This is a genomic window from Uliginosibacterium silvisoli, from assembly GCF_036017035.1.
Classification (GTDB): Bacteria; Pseudomonadota; Gammaproteobacteria; order Burkholderiales; family Rhodocyclaceae; genus Viridibacterium; species Viridibacterium silvisoli.
Map to the genome: position 1 here is coordinate 692,905 of NZ_JAYXHS010000001.1, position 15,596 is coordinate 708,500.

At 63.0% G+C, this 15,596-nt stretch carries 17 protein-coding genes; 11 read left to right on the forward strand and 6 right to left on the reverse strand.

All coding sequences use genetic code 11. The annotated features are described in order from the left end of the window. Positions 1-61: 61 nt before the first annotated feature. The 3 genes from VVD49_RS03140 to htpX all read left to right on the forward strand — a co-directional run bounded on the left by VVD49_RS03140 (position 62) and on the right by htpX (position 3,575). Entirely contained in the window at positions 62-1,318 is a 1,257-nt protein-coding gene (locus tag VVD49_RS03140; protein ID WP_327597671.1) for a DUF1615 domain-containing protein, read from the forward strand. A gap of 63 nt (positions 1,319-1,381) precedes the next feature. Continuing rightward, positions 1,382-2,575, forward strand: a complete 1,194-nt coding sequence (locus tag VVD49_RS03145; protein WP_327597672.1) for an HPP family protein — start codon at positions 1,382-1,384, stop codon at positions 2,573-2,575. 151 nt (positions 2,576-2,726) lie between these two features. Continuing rightward, a complete protein-coding gene (gene htpX / locus VVD49_RS03150) occupies positions 2,727-3,575 on the forward strand; it encodes a zinc metalloprotease HtpX (protein WP_327597673.1) in 849 nt (282 codons plus the stop codon). A 108-nt stretch (positions 3,576-3,683) separates the two neighbouring features. Here the strand turns inward: htpX and VVD49_RS03155 are convergent, their stop codons facing one another. Next, positions 3,684-4,190, reverse strand: a complete 507-nt coding sequence (locus VVD49_RS03155) for a PEP-CTERM sorting domain-containing protein (protein WP_327597674.1) — start codon at positions 4,188-4,190, stop codon at positions 3,684-3,686. A 422-nt stretch (positions 4,191-4,612) separates the two neighbouring features. Here VVD49_RS03155 and VVD49_RS03160 point away from each other — a divergent pair, with 422 nt between their 5' ends. Further along, positions 4,613-5,380, forward strand: a complete 768-nt coding sequence (locus tag VVD49_RS03160) for a sulfurtransferase (protein ID WP_327597675.1) — start codon at positions 4,613-4,615, stop codon at positions 5,378-5,380. Here the strand turns inward: VVD49_RS03160 and VVD49_RS03165 are convergent. Then, positions 5,377-5,787, reverse strand: a complete 411-nt coding sequence (locus VVD49_RS03165; protein WP_327597676.1) for a hemerythrin domain-containing protein — start codon at positions 5,785-5,787, stop codon at positions 5,377-5,379. The two genes, VVD49_RS03160 and VVD49_RS03165, sit on opposite strands and share 4 nt — an antisense overlap. A gap of 145 nt (positions 5,788-5,932) precedes the next feature. Here VVD49_RS03165 and pepN point away from each other — a divergent pair, with 145 nt between their 5' ends. From pepN to VVD49_RS03190, 5 genes are all read left to right on the forward strand, one after another. Beyond that, a complete protein-coding gene (gene pepN / locus VVD49_RS03170) occupies positions 5,933-8,602 on the forward strand; it encodes an aminopeptidase N (protein WP_327597677.1) in 2,670 nt (889 codons plus the stop codon). A gap of 38 nt (positions 8,603-8,640) precedes the next feature. After that, positions 8,641-9,138 (forward strand): heme-degrading domain-containing protein, encoded by a 498-nt coding sequence (locus tag VVD49_RS03175; RefSeq protein WP_327597678.1) that lies wholly within the window; start codon positions 8,641-8,643, stop codon positions 9,136-9,138. 129 nt (positions 9,139-9,267) lie between these two features. Beyond that, on the forward strand, positions 9,268-9,954 hold the full coding sequence (locus tag VVD49_RS03180) for a DsbA family protein (protein WP_327597679.1): 687 nt from the start codon (positions 9,268-9,270) through the stop codon (positions 9,952-9,954). Further along, positions 9,951-10,544, forward strand: coding sequence for a malonic semialdehyde reductase (locus VVD49_RS03185; RefSeq protein WP_327597680.1), 594 nt, complete (start codon positions 9,951-9,953; stop codon positions 10,542-10,544). Before VVD49_RS03180 ends, VVD49_RS03185 begins: the two co-directional genes overlap by 4 nt. A 139-nt stretch (positions 10,545-10,683) precedes the next feature. Beyond that, the gene (locus VVD49_RS03190; RefSeq protein WP_327597681.1) at positions 10,684-11,442 is read left to right on the forward strand and encodes an NYN domain-containing protein; all 759 of its coding nucleotides are present in this window, start codon (positions 10,684-10,686) and stop codon (positions 11,440-11,442) included. A 54-nt stretch (positions 11,443-11,496) separates the two neighbouring features. Here the strand turns inward: VVD49_RS03190 and VVD49_RS03195 are convergent, their stop codons facing one another. Continuing rightward, positions 11,497-11,922, reverse strand: coding sequence for a DoxX family protein (locus VVD49_RS03195; protein WP_327598937.1), 426 nt, complete (start codon positions 11,920-11,922; stop codon positions 11,497-11,499). A 303-nt stretch (positions 11,923-12,225) separates the two neighbouring features. Here VVD49_RS03195 and VVD49_RS03200 point away from each other — a divergent pair, with 303 nt between their 5' ends. After that, entirely contained in the window at positions 12,226-12,483 is a 258-nt protein-coding gene (locus VVD49_RS03200; RefSeq protein WP_327597682.1) for a hypothetical protein, read from the forward strand. Here VVD49_RS03200 and VVD49_RS03205 read toward each other — a convergent pair. Beyond that, on the reverse strand, positions 12,469-13,092 hold the full coding sequence (locus VVD49_RS03205; RefSeq protein ID WP_327597683.1) for an LON peptidase substrate-binding domain-containing protein: 624 nt from the start codon (positions 13,090-13,092) through the stop codon (positions 12,469-12,471). The two genes, VVD49_RS03200 and VVD49_RS03205, sit on opposite strands and share 15 nt — an antisense overlap. A 104-nt stretch (positions 13,093-13,196) precedes the next feature. Between VVD49_RS03205 and VVD49_RS03210 the strand changes: the two genes are divergently transcribed. Then, complete coding sequence (locus VVD49_RS03210; protein ID WP_327597684.1) at positions 13,197-14,366, forward strand: class I SAM-dependent methyltransferase; 1,170 nt, start codon at positions 13,197-13,199, stop codon at positions 14,364-14,366. Between the two features lie 52 nt (positions 14,367-14,418). Here the strand turns inward: VVD49_RS03210 and VVD49_RS03215 are convergent, their stop codons facing one another. Continuing rightward, positions 14,419-14,622, reverse strand: coding sequence for a hypothetical protein (locus VVD49_RS03215; protein WP_327597685.1), 204 nt, complete (start codon positions 14,620-14,622; stop codon positions 14,419-14,421). Between the two features lie 324 nt (positions 14,623-14,946). After that, positions 14,947-15,573: a hypothetical protein gene (locus VVD49_RS03220; protein WP_327597686.1), complete on the reverse strand. Its 627-nt coding sequence runs from the start codon at positions 15,571-15,573 to the stop codon at positions 14,947-14,949. Positions 15,574-15,596: the final 23 nt, after the last annotated feature.

The window sequence follows — 15,596 nt, forward strand, 5'->3', positions numbered from 1 at the left end:
AGGCTGCGACAACCGGCGCGACGACGAAGGGCTTGCCCGGCGCGGCGATACTGTCGGCCTCATGCCTGACTCCACCGCCCGGCGCCTGCCTGCCGTCACCCCCCTGCCGCTCGCTTTCTTGTTGGCGCTCATGCTTTCAGCATGCGCCGGCACGCCCGAAGTCGTCAGCACACCCGCTCCCGTGCAAGCGCCCAAGGCTGCGCGCACGACCGCACCCAAGGCAGCGTCCGGTTCATCCACCTCCGCACCCGTCGCAGCGCCGCGCCCGCCACTACCCAGCGTCTACGGCGTGCCCGATGCGCAGCTGGCAATGCAGCGCCTGCTGCCTGCGCGCGTGGCCGATGGCGCAGGCTGGGCTGCGGACGTCACCAATGCCATGGGCGTGCTGCATGTCCCGATGACGCCGGAGAACCTGTGTGCCACGCTCGCCGTCATCGAGCAGGAGTCGAGCTTTCAGGCCGACCCGGAAGTGCCGAACCTGTCGCGCATCGTGATGACGGAAATCGAAGCACGTCGCACGCGCTACAGCGTGCCGCAGTTCGTCGTCGACAAGGGTCTGGCGCGCAAGAGCCGCGATGGCCGCAGCTATGCGAACCGGATCAACGGGCTGCGCACCGAGTCGGACGTGAGCCGTCTGTACGAAGATATGTTTTCCGAGCTGCCCGATCTGGCAGCAGCCTACCAGCCACACAACCCGATCAACACGGCCGGCGCGATGCAGGTAAACGTCGCGTTTGCCGAGGAGCATGCGCGCAGCAAGCCCTACCCCTACGGACGCAATCTCAATATTCGTCGCGAGAGCTTCACGCGTCGCGGCGGCCTGTACTTCGGCGTCGCCATGCTGCTCGATTACGCGGCGCCTTATCCCGCACCGCTGTATCGCTTCGCCGACTACAACTCGGGACGCTTCTCGAGCCGCAACGCCGCCTTCCAGAACGCCCTGTCGCGCGTCAACGGCTCGGCGCTGGTGGCCGATGGCGACCTGCTCATCTATCAGGATGGCGTAGCGACCGCCACGCCCAGCCTGACCCAGCGCGCACTCGAGCGCCAGCGCAATCGCCTGGGCATGTCGGTGGCCGACATACGCCGCGACCTGTTGCTGGAGAAGACCGAGCGTTTCACCACAACGCCGTTGTGGCTCAAGCTGTTTGCCCTGGCGGATGCCACTGCCGGCACGCCACAGGCCCGCTTTGCCATGCCACAGATCGCGGTGCACAGCCCCAAGTTCAACCGTACCATCACGACCAGCGGTTATGCGCTGCAAGTCGATGGGCGCTTTGCCAATTGCATGACACGGCAGGTAGCCGGGCGTCCCTGAGCGAGCTGCACGCGCGCAGGCAGCTCGGCTAAACTTGCCGACCGTCAATTCCATCGCACAGCCATGCCCTCAGGCCCCGAGTCGCAGCACACGCAATCTCCCCTGCGCGCACGCCTGCGCTCACTGATTCCGCTGGCGCTAGGTGGCGATGCCGAAGAGCGCATCCGCTCCTGCGTCGGTGCACTGCTGGGCATCCTCATCACCGGCCTGATCAGTCACAAGGTGCTCGGCGCGCAGGCCAGCCTGTGGCTAATTGCGCCGATGGGCGCCTCGGCCGTGCTGCTGTTCGCCGTGCCCTCCAGCCCGCTGGCCCAGCCCTGGTCCATCATCGGTGGCAACTTCGTCGCCGCCATCGTCGGCGTGGCCTGCTGGCATGCCCTGCAGGATCCGCTGATGGCTGCCAGCGCCGCCATCGGTATCGCCATCGGCCTGATGCTGGTGCTGCGCTGCTTGCACCCGCCCTCAGGCGCCGTGGCACTGACCGCAGTGCTGGGCGGCGCACCGGTGCATGCCCTCGGCATGGGCTTCGTGCTCAACCCGGTGATGCTCAACTCCTTCTGCTTGCTGGCCGTGGCGATTGCCTACAACCGCTTCACGGGCCGCAACTATCCGCATCGCCCATTGGGCATGACGGCCGCGCAGAAGCGCATGCGCGACACACCGCCGGAAGAGCGTCTGGGCTTCACTGTGAGCGACCTCGACAATGTGCTGCGCGAGTACAACCAGGTCATCGACATCGACCGCGACGACCTGCAAGCGCTGTTCATGCAGGCCGAAGTGCAGGCGTACCGCCGCCGCTTTGGCGAGATTACCTGCGGCGACATCATGGCGCGCGAGGTCATCAGCGTGCAGTTCGCCACCACGCTGGAAGAGGCCTGGCGCGAAATGCGCACGCATGGCATCAAGGCGCTGCCGGTGCTCGACCGCGCGCGCCGCGTGGTCGGCATCGTCACGCAGGCGGATTTCATGAAGAGCGCCGACCTGGATTCGCATGAGCAGGTCGGCTCGCGCCTGCGCCACCTGCTCCGTCGCACGCCGGGTACGCACTCCGACAAACCCGAAGTCGTCGGCCAGATCATGAGCAAGCAGCCGCAGACGGCCTCTGTCGATACGCATGTGGCATCGCTCGTGCCGTTGCTCGGCGGTAAGGGCCACAGCCACATTCCCATCGTCGACGGCGAGCGCCGCCTGGTCGGCATCGTCACCCCGCGTGACCTCATCGTGGCGCTCTATCGCGGCAGTCTCGACGCGGCCTGAGCGCACGCGCCGCGCTTGAAGCCAGGCCGCCTCGCCCCAAGATACTGTGGAGCGCAGGAACCGCCCGGATCTACGGCGGTCTGACGCCATGCGTGCCGAACACTTCCAGCGCACGCCTGCATTTGCCTGTATTAGTGAAAGGAAATTCCCCATGTTCAACTGGGTCAAGACCTCGATCCTGATGGCGGCCATCGTGGCGCTGTTCGGTGTCATCGGCGCCATGATCGGCGGCAAGTCCGGCATGCTGCTCGCGCTCCTGCTGGGTGGCGGCATGAACATCTTCTCGTACTGGTTCTCCGACAAGCTGGTGCTGCGCATGTACAACGCCCAGCAGGTCGACGAAAGCTCCTCGCCCTATCTCTACAACATGGTGCGCGAACTGGCCGGCCGCGCGCAGCTGCCGATGCCCAAGGTGTACATCATCAACGAGCAACAGCCGAACGCATTTGCCACCGGCCGTAACCCGCAGAACGCAGCCGTGGCAGCCACGACCGGCATCCTGCAGGTGCTCAGCGAGCGTGAACTGCGTGGCGTGATGGCGCACGAACTGGCGCACGTGAAGCACCGCGACATCCTGACCTCGACGATTGCCGCGACAACGGCAGGTGCCATCTCGGCGCTGGCCAACTTCGCCATGTTCTTCGGTGGGCGCGACAGCAATGGCAACCGCACCAACCCGATCGTCGGCATTGTCGTCGCGCTGCTCGCGCCGATCGCGGCCAGCCTGATCCAGATGGCGATTTCGCGCGCTCGCGAGTTCGAGGCCGACCGCGGCGGTGCCGAGATCTCCGGCGACCCGCGCGCACTGGCTGACGCGCTGGACAAGATTCATCGCTACGCCAGCGGCATTCCGCTGGACACGGCAGAGGCGCACCCGGAGACAGCGCAGATGATGATCATGAACCCGCTATCGGGCCGCGGTCTGGCAGGCCTGTTCTCGACCCACCCCTCGACCGAGGAGCGCATTGCGCGCCTGCATGCGATGGCCCGCGGGATTTGAGAGCCGCAGGGCTGCACGAACACCCAGCCCCGACCATGGCTGGGCACATTCGAAGGACAAAAAAACGGCGACCTGAGGTCGCCGTTTTTCATTGCTACCTGATCAGGCTCAGGCGGCTTGCTTGCGACGTGCCAGACCGAGACCCACCAGGCCCAGGGCCACGATGGCCAGGGTGGAAGGCTCTGGAACGCTGGCCGCTGCTTCATTGATGGTCAGGTTGTCCAGGGCCCAGTGCTGGCCGCTGCCGGTGAGCGTCTGGTTCTGCACGAAATCGTTGCCGGTCAGGATTTCGAATTGATCAATGCCACTCCAGTTCGCTGTGAACAGAACAGGCGAGAGCGAGACAGCCAGAGCCTGAGAGAACAGCTGCACACCGTTGTTCAAACCACGGATGGTCAGGGTCTGCGTGCCCCATGCGCCAGCAATGAGGAAAGAGTTCAGCGTGAAGGTGGACGCACTGTTGCCTACCAGGAAGAAGTCGGAAGGAGACACTCCGTTCGGGTTGAACGCCATACCCGTACTGCCAGTTGCCGCCGCCAGGTTGTCGTAGCCGCTACCTGTAGCGATCGGGGTATTGAGCTGTGTCACACCGTTGTAAGTGAAGAGAGAGCTCAAACCCCCCTCGAATGTAATGACGGTTGCACTCGCAGAAAACGCCGCGACAGACAACACAATTGCCGACAAAAGCTTGGTCAGAAGCCTGTTCATATTGGAAACCCCTTTTGTTATTTATCAGACTGCTTTGTAGATACGCGGCATCACAATTCGATGACCGAACCGGGTCGGGAGCAAAATGCAGACCAAAACTGACCAAGCCATTGATTAAGAAACATCTTTCTCGTCCCGCAGAACGGCCCGCCACACCATCAAGGTCTTGGTTGTCAAAATTACCGACTACGTTGCCGACGCGTCTGGCATGCGCCCCGGCGCAGAAACACTCTACGACCGCCGCGCCAGCCGGCAACCAGCGCACTCGTGCTGCCGCGCAGCAGTTGTAAAATGCCGGCTGATCCGACCTCCCCGTCCTTGTCGCAGCCATGTCCGTTTCACCCCAGCCCAGCATCCTCAACATCTCCACCTACAAGTTCGTCACCATCGACGACTGTGAAGCCTTGCGCGACCGCCTCGAGGCGCATTGCTCGGCGCTCGGGCTGAAGGGCACGATCCTCATCGCCAGCGAGGGCATCAACATGTTCCTCGCCGGCTCGCGCGAGGCCATCGATGCGGCGATGTCATTTCTGCATGCCGATGTACGCTTTGCCGATCTGGTCGCCAAGGAATCGCTGTCGGAGACGGTACCTTTCCGTCACCTCAAGGTGAAGCACAAGAAGGAAATCATCCGCATGGATCGGCCGGCCATCCAGCCGCAGGCGGGCCGTGCGCCCGCCGTGAGTGCGGAGACGCTCAAACGCTGGCTCGACCAGGGGCACGACGATGCAGGACGTCCGGTAGTGACGCTGGATACGCGTAATGCGTTCGAAGCCGATGTCGGTCGTTTCAAGGACTGCATCGATTACCGCATCAACAAGTTCAGCGAGTTTCCACCTGTCGTCGAGGCGCAGGCCGATACGCTGCGCGACAAGACGGTGGTGACTTACTGCACCGGCGGCATCCGCTGTGAAAAAGCGGCCATCGTGATGCGCGAGGCGGGTCTGGAAAACGTGTTCCAGCTTGACGGCGGCATCCTCAAGTATTTCGAGAAAGTGGGCAATGCCCACTGGCAGGGGGATTGTTTCGTGTTCGACGAACGCCGCGGCGTGGACCCGGCGTTGAACCCGTCAAAGGGTGAAGACGCTGCGGACTAGACCGCAGCGGGCTGGGGCCTCTTGTCGAAAGCAGTCTCAAGAACCTCCCATACCACCTCTTCTTCGAACTTGACGTGCGCTTCCATGGCGGAGGACAGAGCGCTGACTTTCTCCGCGGTAGGCGCGCGTGCCAGTTCGGCCAGCATGACGCGCATGGCGTTGTGCTCGTCCAGCGTACGGTCAGCCAGATCATCGCGGCCCAGCGTCCGCAATTTCGGCAAGGCGAAGCGCTCTTCTTCACGAAAATGCGGCTCCATCTCGTTCTCGAAAATCTCGCAGACCTTGGTCACGAAGCTGGGGAGATCGGCCTCGGATTGCGGCATCGCTTCACGCGCTGCGTACGCCAGCAACATTGCCGTGTGATGCTCTTGACTGAGGTGCTTCAAACGCAGGCTCAATTTGTGCATGTCAGTTCCATGATGGAAGTGTTGTAGCTGCACTGTAGGCCGGGCACGCCACGGCCCCATTGATCCAGCTCAAGAAAGCACTGCAACGAGGCGAACGCCTACAATATGCGGAAACCCCGCAGAGACCCACCGGAGCCCCTTTTCCATGAATGCCCCCCAGACGATTTACCTGAAGGACTATGCGCCCCCGACCTGGCTGGTCGATACGGTCGATCTGGATATCGCCATCAACGACGGTTTCGCCCTTGTCAGCGCCCGCCTGGCGATGCGCCGCAATCCAGACGCTGCTGCTGGCGCGCTGCTGCTCGACGGCGAAGACTTGCACCTGGAGAGCATCCGCATTGATGGTCGCCCGCTTGGCGCGGACGAATACGCATACAGCGGCGACAAGCTCACCATCACCAGCGTGCCGGATGACTTTGTGCTCGAAACCGTGGTGCGCATCGAACCGGACAAGAACACCCAGCTGTCGGGCCTCTACCGCTCCAAGGACGGCTACTTCACGCAATGCGAAGCACAGGGCTTCCGCCGCATCACCTTCTACCCGGATCGTCCCGATGTCATGGCGCGCTTCACATGCACGCTGCATGCAGACAAGAGCCGCTTCCCTGTACTGCTGTCGAACGGTAACCCGGTCGCGCAGGGTGACGAAGACGGAGGCCGTCACTGGGCAAAGTGGCAAGATCCCTTTGCCAAGCCCGCCTACCTGTTCGCCTGCGTCGCCGCGAAGCTGGAAGTCGTCGAGGACACCTACGTCACGACCTCCGGCCGCCGCGTGCGCTGCGCGGTGTACGTCGAGCCCGGCAAGCTCGACCAGTGCGCGCATGCGCTGGCCGCACTGAAGCTGTCGATGAAGTGGGACGAGGATGTGTTCGGCCTCGAGATGGATCTTGAGCACTACATGATCGTTGCCGTTGGCGACTTCAACATGGGGGCGATGGAGAACAAGGGCCTCAACATCTTCAATACCAAGTTCGTTCTGGCGCGCCCCGACACGGCAACCGACACGGACTACCAGAACATCGATCGCGTCGTCGCGCACGAGTACTTCCACAACTGGACCGGCAACCGCGTCACCTGCCGCGACTGGTTCCAGCTGTCGCTCAAGGAAGGCCTCACCGTTTTCCGCGACCAGAATTTCGGCATGGACGTGCACTCCGCTGGCGTCACACGTATCCAGGAAGTACGTACCCTGCGCGCCGCGCAGTACCCCGAAGATGCGGGCCCGATGGCGCACCCGATCCGCCCGGCCAGCTACGCCGAGATCAACAATTTCTACACGGCGACGGTCTACGAAAAGGGCGCGGAAGTGATCCGCATGATCCACACCCTGATCGGCAAGGACGCCTTCCGCAAGGGCATGGATCTGTACTTCGCGCGCCACGATGGCCAGGCCGTCACCTGCGAGGACTTCGTCGCGGCGATGCAGGATGCATCCGGCCTCAACCTCGACCAGTTCCAGCGCTGGTACAACCAGGCCGGCACGCCCAAGCTGATCGTGCGCAGCAGCTACGACGCGGCGGGCAAACGCTACACGCTGGACGTGGAACAGCAGTACCCGGCCACGCCGTATGAGGAGCGCATGACCGCCGAAGGCAACGGCATCGCACGCGGCCCCTACTACATGCCGCTGGTGCTCGGCCTGCTCGACGCCAAGGGCAACGAGCTGCCACTGCGCCTTGCTGGTGAAGAGCGCGTGCAGGGCACGCAATGCACACTGTCGATCCGCAAGGACAAGCAGCGCTTCGTCTTCGCCGATGTCGACGCCGAACCGGTGCCCTCGTTGCTGCGCGGCTTCTCCGCGCCGGTGGTGCTCGACTACCCCTACAGCAACGACGAGCTGACGCACCTGATGGCCTTCGACAGCGACGCCGTCAATCGCTGGGAAGCCGCCCAGCGTCTCGCCACCGGCATCCTGCTGAAGGGCATCGCGGCGCCTTCCGTGCCCGCCGACACGTGGATTCCGGAGAGCTATGTCGAAGCCATGCGCCGCCTGCTGGCCTCTGCCTTCACGGCCGACGGCGATCCGGCGCTCGTCGCCGAAGCACTGGTTCTACCGGCCGAGACTTATCTCGCCGAGCAGATGGAAGTCGTCGAACCGGACGCCATCCACCTCGCACGTCTGGCCTTGCGCCAGCACCTCGCCCAGGCCCTGCGTGAGCCCCTGCTCAAGGCCTACCACGACCTGAAAGTGGACCGCCCGTATTCGCCGGACAGCGAGCAGGCCGGCAAGCGCGCACTGCGCAACGTCTGCCTGTCCTACCTCGCCGAGCTGGGCGATGAAGCCTCGCACGCGCTCGTGCTGGCCCACTACGAGCAGGCCGCCAACATGACCGACACCATGGCGGCGCTCGCCGCGCTGGCCAATCTGGACGTGCCGGCACGCCACAGCGTGCTCGATGCTTTCTATGCCAGATGGAAAGGCGAAGCACTGGTCGTCGACAAGTGGCTGCAAGTGCAATCCACCTCGCGCCTGCCGAACACCGGCAGCGACGTACGCGCCCTCATGGCCCACGAAGCCTTCGACATCCGCAACCCGAACAAGGTGTATGCGCTCGTCCGCGCCTTCTGCGCGGCCAACCCGAAACACTTCCACGCAGCAGACGGCAGCGGTTACAAGCTGGCAGCAGACGTGATCCTGCAACTCGACCCGCTCAACCCGCAGGTCGCCTCGCGTATCGCCCGCACCTTCGACCGCTGGAAGAAGTTCGACCCGGCACGGCAGGCCAAGGCCCGCGAACAGCTCGAACGCATCAAGGCGCAAGTCGGCTTGTCGAGTGATGTCGCGGAAGTTGTCGGCAAGGCGCTGGACTGAACGCACAGGCACCGATCAAACAAGAAGGAGCAACACACGTGAATCTGGAAAATGACATCGCCCGCGCAAACCTGCAGGAAAAGACCCTGCAGTTCGACCAGTTCGACACAACAACGGCCTGGACGCTGGGCTGCCTGCTGAAAGAGAGCGCTGAAGCGCAAGGCGTGGCCGTCGCCATCGACATCACCTTGGCCGGCACGCCCCTCTTCATCTATGCCATGGCGGGCACCAACCCCGGCCACGCGGACTGGATCCGCCGCAAGCGCAACACGGTGATGCGCTTCGGCAAGAGCTCCTTCCTCGTCGGCCTCGACACGCAGAAGATGGACACGACGCTGGATGCACGCACCGGCTCGACGCGCAGCGAGTACGAGGCCGTGGGCGGCAGCTTCCCGATCCGTCTGCGCGGCAGTGCGAACGTGATCGGCGCCGTCTCGGTGTCCGGCCTCGCACCACGCGCAGACCACATGCTGATCGTCACGGCCATCGCACGACACCTGCAGGCCGATCTGGCCACGCTGGCACTCGAAGGCTGAGCACCTGCACGGGACAATGCGCGCCTCCGCAATGGCGGCACGCCTTGTCCGGATTGTCCTGCTTACAGCAACAGTGAGTTGCAGCCGCATGGCTTTTTCGCCGGGCCACACTCGCCTAGAGTGCGGGGCATGACTATCGATCCGTCCGCCGAGGCCCCACAGGCCACCCTGCATTACATTTTCGATCCACTCTGTGGCTGGTGCTATGCCGCCTCGCCACTGCTACGTGCATTCAGCAGCAGCCCGCTCGGCGAAAGCGTCGCGCTGCGCCTGCATCCGGGCCTGTTGTTCGAGGGGCCACGCGAGCTCGGCTTGCCGTTTCGCCAGCACATCCTCGAAGCGGACCAACGCATTCACCAATTGACCGGCGTGCCCTTCGGCGCACCCTACATCGCGCGCGTGAAGAATCCTGCGCCCATCATTCTCGATTCGACCCTGCCTTCGCTCAGCGTGCTTGCCGCCGAAGCGCTGGCACCCGCCGCGGGACTGGACATGCTGGAAGCCATCCAGCAGGCGCACTACGAAGCCGGCCACGACGTTTGCCAGCCCGAACGCCTGCAGGCATTGGCCATCGCACGCGGCCTGCCCGCCGACGCCTTCGATGCGATGCAGGGCTCGCAACGCGAGGCCTTGTTCGGCGAAGTGCGCATTGCACGCGCCATGTTGCAGGCCAGTGGCGGACAAGGCTTTCCGACCTTCGTACTCGAGACCGGCAAGCGCCGCGTACGCCTCGATCACTCGCAGCACTACGGCCAGCCACAAGCCTTCATCGATCAGATCAACCACGTCCTTTCGCAGCCTGGAGAACACGCATGACCCTGCAGCTCGCCCCACAAGAAGCCCTCGACATTGCCTTTCGCAACGCACGCACCTTCAACAAATTCACCGATCAACCGGTGACGGACGAGACCCTGCGCGAGATCGTCGATCTGATGAAGTGGGGCCCGACCTCGCTGAACAGCCAGGCCGGCCGCTTCGTCTTCCTGCGCTCGAAGGAGTCGCGCGAGCGGCTGCGTCCGGCGCTGTCCGCCGGCAATCTGGAAAAGACCATGGCGGCACCGATCACCGTCATCGTCGCCATCGACAACGAGTTCTACGAGCACCTGCCCACGCTGTTCCCGGCTTATGACGCACGCCCGATGTTCCAGGCGAATGCTGCCGTAGCCGAGAAGACAGGCTTCCGTGACGGCACCCTGCAGGGCGCTTATTTCATCATCGCTGCACGCATGCTGGGCCTCGATTGCGGCCCGATGGCCGGCTTCGATGCCGCCAAGGTCGACGCCGAGTTCTTCCCCGACGGCAAGTGGCGCACCAACTTCCTCATCAACCTCGGCTACGGCGATGCGGCCGGCAACTATCCGCGCAACCCGCGCCTGAGCTTCGAGCAGACGACACAGATCCTCTGAGCGGCCAGCACCGCAGCGTGAAAACAGGGCGCCCAGGCGCCCTTTTCATTTCTCCCAGCCGTGCCTACCAGGCTGGCGTCATCGGCGAAGCCCTCTACAATGCAGCTGTGCCGCACCGGCCATGCTCATGGAACCCGCAATGACCGCCGTCCCCGATCGTTTCGTCGCGCTCTTCATCGATGCAGACAACGCACCTGCGTCGCATATCGAAGTCATCCTCAACGAGCTGGCAGCCCTCGGCACGGTCGGCATCCGCCGTGCTTACGGCAACTGGAAGGGCGAGCGCCTCAACTCATGGGAGCGCGTGCTGCACGAGTACGCCATCCAGCCGATCCAGCAGTTCGATCTCACCAAGGGCAAGAACGCGACCGACATTGCTCTGGTGATCGACGCGATGGACACGCTCTACGCGCGCAAGGTCGAAGTGTTCGCGCTAGTCTCATCGGATTCGGATTTCACGCCACTGGCCACGCGCCTGCAGGCCGACGGCAAGATGGTCGTCGGCTTCGGCGAACGCAAGGCGCCGGCCGCTTTCGTGAATGCCTGTTCGAAATTCCTCTACCTCGAGAACGAGATTGCTGACGAGGAGCCGGGCGCTGCGGCCACCGTCGTCAAACGCTCGGCAAAAGAACTCAAGGGTGACACGCGTCTCGTCAAACTTCTGCGCAACGCCGTGCAAGCCGCAGAAGGCGACGATGGCTGGTCGCACTTCGGGCGCGTCGGTCAGCACATTGCCAACCAGGCGTCGTTCGACTCGCGCAACTACGGCTACAAGAAGCCCATCGACCTGTTCCGCGCGACCGATCTATTCGATATCGAAGTACGCAGCCATACCAGCTATCTGCGCGACAAGCGCCGTAACAAAGCCGTGACACCCGAACCCGCTGCGGAGAAATGAACAGGCCTGCCGACAAGGTCGGCAGGCCTGTAATTACATCAACGGACTTGTCTGTTACTTCTTGCGACTGTCGATGCTCAGCGCCGTCGCGCCGGTAGAGGCCAGCAACAGGAAGCCCCCCGCGATCGCGAGGTTCTTGAGGAAATGGATCATCTGCATCTGGTCGGCAAAGTTGCTGTGGAAGATCGCAGCTGAAATCACGCTGAACGCCGCCAGCGCCAATGCCACCCAACGCGTCTGGAAGCCGATGACGATGGCAATGCCGCCCAGCAGCTCAAGCGCCACCGTCGGCCACAACAGGATGGTCGGTACCCCCATCGCCTGCATGTAGCCCGCCGTACCTGCCGGGTTGCCCAGCTTGCCGAAACCCGACAGCACGAAAATGATGGCGAGCAGGATGCGGCCCGCCAGATGCATGTAGTTGTTCATGTGATCCCTCGTATGTTTGTCCTGCAATGCGTGCGTCGTGCACGCAACCATGTACTGCGCAGGAGCGACGCCAATCGATGCGTCGATGGGGCGCACTCTAGGTGATTCGCGAACCCGGGTGAATACGCCAGGATGGGATTGCCTGTTGCACGTCAGGCAACAATCAGCAAGTGGCGACGACAAGACGATGAGACAAAGAGCGTGCACAACGTCACAAATCCGCCTACAGCATGTGTGTCAAATCGTGACATCACGCACGCTGACAAGGGTTGTTCCTGATGTGCAGCGCAACAACGGCAGCGTAACCTTGACTCATCAATAGTCAAATTGCCATTGGCATATCAGGACGTGACCTTGGATCCAACATTCATCCCCCGCAAGACGACCTCCGGCACGGAGGAAATCCGCACCCGTGCGCACAAGCTGGAGGCACGTCTGCGTGCGCTGCTGATCCAGATTGACGGCAACAAACGGGTTGGCGATCTGCAGGCCACCATCGGGGCAGGAGCCGCCGAAGACCTGCGCAAGTTGCACGAACTTGGGCTGGTCGGCTGGGACGACTCCTTGTCGAATACGCTGGCGAACCAGCGTCGCTCGTCAACGCCCCAGTAATTTGTGATCGCTGAGGTACTGGAAGATGATCGACAGCCGCAAGGTCGGATCTTCCAGCTCCAGCAAGCGCAAGCGCGCCAGCGGCGGAATCGGCAAGATCTCCGTAAAGCGGTACCCCACCCAGTTCGCGTCATCGAAGCGATAAGGCGCGGCAATCACCTCCTGCCCCTTGTCCGCCGCCGCCAGTTGCAGCAGTGACTGCATGCTCGCGTATTCCGCGGGCACCTCCATGTCAGCCTCGCTCAACCAGTCGATGCTCGCCTCGACAGTATTCTTCGGCGTGACCACATAGTCGGCAATGCGGAAACGGCGGCCACCGCTGACCGTGATGCCGAGCATGCCTTGCTGTGCCATGTCCCAATCGATGACCCGCGCCTCGACGCCGACACGATGTGGCTGCGCTGCTTCGCCTACCTCATTGCCGTGCTCGATCAGGCAGATGCCGAAAGCGCTGTTGGCCTGCATGCAGGCCGCAATCATGTCCATGTAACGCGCTTCGAAGATGCGCAGCTTCATGCGCCCTTGCGGCAGCAACACATTGCCCAGCGGAAAGATTGGCAGGACTTCGCGATTGGCGTCGGCGGCGGTTTCTGTCTGGGCTTCACTCATGAGCGATGTGTGACTGGAGGCAGGGGCGGATGGGAGGATTGAGCTGATCAGCGCCTCCGGATTGTACCCGGCACACCCATCAGCCCACCGTTACAATCCGACGTATGAAGGAACTCAATCAACTCCCGCTGCCGGGCGCAGACGCGCAAGCGCATTCGGACGCATTGCTCGCACAGCTACGGCATTCGATCACCGCCGCGGACGGCTGGATCAGTTTTGCGCGCTACATGGAAGAAGCGCTCTACACCCCGGGCCTGGGTTATTACAGTGGCGGTTCGCGCAAGTTCGGCGCGGATGGCGATTTCATCACCGCGCCTGAAATCTCACCGCTCTACGGCTCGGCACTGGCCGCACAAGTGGCACAGGTCATGTCGCTGTCTGCGCGGCAACTGATCGAGGTCGGCGCCGGCACCGGTGCGCTCGCTGCAGATTTACTTACGGCGCTGGAAGCCAGCGACATGCTGCCGGAGCGCTACGACATTCTCGAACTTTCAGGTGAGCTGCGTGAGCGCCAGGCGCAGACGCTGCAAGCGCGCGTACCCCACCTTGCCGCGCGCGTGCGCTGGCTCGACGCCTTACCCGCCAGTTTCGAAGGCTGCATCGTCGCCAATGAAGTGCTCGACGTGATGCCGGTACATTGCCTCGTCTGGCGCAACGGGGAATGTCATGAGCGCGGCGTCAGCCTCTCCGATGGACAACTCGTCTGGGCCGAGCGCGAACTCGATGCCAGGCTGGCGACCGCCGTGCAAGCCTTGCCGGTCCGCATCGACGGCCCTGACGAGTATGCCAGCGAGATATGCCTGGCCTCGCGTGCCTGGCTCGCCGAGTGGGCGCGCAGTCTGCAACGCGGCGCACTGCTGCTGATCGACTACGGCTACCCACAGGCCGAGTACTACCTGCCCGCACGCAGCACCGGAACGCTGCAGTGCTACTACCGCCACCGTGCGCATACCGAGCTCCTGCAATGGCCGGGGCTCAATGACATTACAGCCTTCGTGGATTTCACGGCGAGCGCCGAAGCCGCCTACGATGCCGGTCTCGACGTGCTGGGCTACACCACGCAGGCCAGTTTTCTGGTCAACTGCGGCGTGCTGCAACTGCTGGAGAAGCGCGGACCGTCGGACGGCGCAGACTATCTGCGCGCTGCCCGCGCGCTGCAAAGGCTGATCGGCCCGCACGAAATGGGCGAGCTGTTCAAGGTGTTGGCAGTGGGGAAAGGAATCGGGGAGCCGCTACTCGGCTTCACGCGCGGCGACCGCACGCACGCATTGTGAACGGCGAGACGGACGTGCGCAGCGAACGCCACGCACGTCACGCAGGTGTTGTTTATTCTTGCGAGCTGTAGAGACGCGACATGAAACCGTCAATGTCGGTCAGCGCCGGCACTTGCGGCGTTCGTGGCTTCACGCTGGTTTCACTGACCGTCTGCAAACCCAACCCCAGTGCTGCTTGCGGCAGCCAGTTTGCATTCAAGACTTCTTCGCCGTAACGCTCGGCATCGGTGAGGCGTGCGCCTGATGTCATATCCATGATGTTCACCATTTTGTGGGCTCCCGGTCGGCTGTGGGCAGCTCTGCTCCGTCGACTGCCCACACCCTCTATAACGAACCAAACCGTCAAAGGTTGAAAGCCATTTCTGTGGCGGGATGCAAATTGCGTCACACACCTCGGACAAGCACCTCCCAAGCCCCCGGAACACCCCGGGGCCGGATGATGAAATGATGGTCAATGAATATTAAAATCCGTCGCGCGCCTGCCCCGAAGTCTGGTCAGGGAAGACCATTGGGCAGGCGGGATTTCAAGGAAGAATAATGCGTGGGTGAGCCGGGGCTGGCCACGCAGCGCAAGCGCGAATCAGCGCGGATTGGCAGGCACTTGCGACAGCTCGAGAAAGCGATTGCGATCAGTTTCAAAGCGCGCGCGCGTCGCGTCGATGTCGCGCTGCTTGCTGTCGATGATGGATCGCGCGGCAGCAAGCTCCGAGGTGTTGGTCATCAAGTCCTCCACCACGTCGCGCGGAATGGCGCCCGTAGCGGGCTTGAGCTTCTCGAGCTTGGCGCGCACCTGCAGCAGATCGGCCTCTTGCGTCTTTGCGCGCTTCAGGTCTGCGGTGATCGAGGCGAGCTCGCGATCGCGTCGCGCATCGATCTCCGTGACCGTCGCATAGCTATCCAGAAGCACGCGATCACGCCGCTTGGCCTCAGCCTCCTTGATGGCCTTGTCACGCTGTACCTTGAGCTCTGCATCTCGCTTGGTACGCTGTTCCGAGGTCAGCGGCGCCTCAACCTCGCGCACCACACGGCCACCGGGAGTCACTTCGCGATAGGCGCGCTCGTAGCAAACCTGCGGCAAGGTATCGCCACAAGCACGGCGGCCACTCGCGTCGGTGCAGCAGTAAGTATGCGTCTGGCCCAGCACAAGCGGGCTGGCCAGCAACAATGCAGCAACGGTCAGCAAGCGCGTCAGGATCAAGTCACTCAACTCCCTGGTTGTAATACGGCCTG

What these genes read in the sequence shown, in the direction of transcription:
- VVD49_RS03215 (WP_327597685.1), bottom strand. Translation starts at nt 14,622, where the DNA reads ATGGATATGACATCAGGCGCACGCCTCACCGATGCCGAGCGTTACGGC.
- VVD49_RS03205 (WP_327597683.1), bottom strand. Translation starts at nt 13,092, where the DNA reads ATGAGTGAAGCCCAGACAGAAACCGCCGCCGACGCCAATCGCGAAGTC.
- VVD49_RS03140 (WP_327597671.1), top strand. Translation starts at nt 62, where the DNA reads ATGCCTGACTCCACCGCCCGGCGCCTGCCTGCCGTCACCCCCCTGCCG.
- VVD49_RS03160 (WP_327597675.1), top strand. Translation starts at nt 4,613, where the DNA reads ATGTCCGTTTCACCCCAGCCCAGCATCCTCAACATCTCCACCTACAAG.
- pepN (WP_327597677.1), top strand. Translation starts at nt 5,933, where the DNA reads ATGAATGCCCCCCAGACGATTTACCTGAAGGACTATGCGCCCCCGACC.
- VVD49_RS03165 (WP_327597676.1), bottom strand. Translation starts at nt 5,787, where the DNA reads ATGCACAAATTGAGCCTGCGTTTGAAGCACCTCAGTCAAGAGCATCAC.
- VVD49_RS03185 (WP_327597680.1), top strand. Translation starts at nt 9,951, where the DNA reads ATGACCCTGCAGCTCGCCCCACAAGAAGCCCTCGACATTGCCTTTCGC.
- VVD49_RS03145 (WP_327597672.1), top strand. Translation starts at nt 1,382, where the DNA reads ATGCCCTCAGGCCCCGAGTCGCAGCACACGCAATCTCCCCTGCGCGCA.
- VVD49_RS03190 (WP_327597681.1), top strand. Translation starts at nt 10,684, where the DNA reads ATGACCGCCGTCCCCGATCGTTTCGTCGCGCTCTTCATCGATGCAGAC.
- VVD49_RS03210 (WP_327597684.1), top strand. Translation starts at nt 13,197, where the DNA reads ATGAAGGAACTCAATCAACTCCCGCTGCCGGGCGCAGACGCGCAAGCG.
- htpX (WP_327597673.1), top strand. Translation starts at nt 2,727, where the DNA reads ATGTTCAACTGGGTCAAGACCTCGATCCTGATGGCGGCCATCGTGGCG.
- VVD49_RS03180 (WP_327597679.1), top strand. Translation starts at nt 9,268, where the DNA reads ATGACTATCGATCCGTCCGCCGAGGCCCCACAGGCCACCCTGCATTAC.
- VVD49_RS03195 (WP_327598937.1), bottom strand. Translation starts at nt 11,922, where the DNA reads ATGGTTGCGTGCACGACGCACGCATTGCAGGACAAACATACGAGGGAT.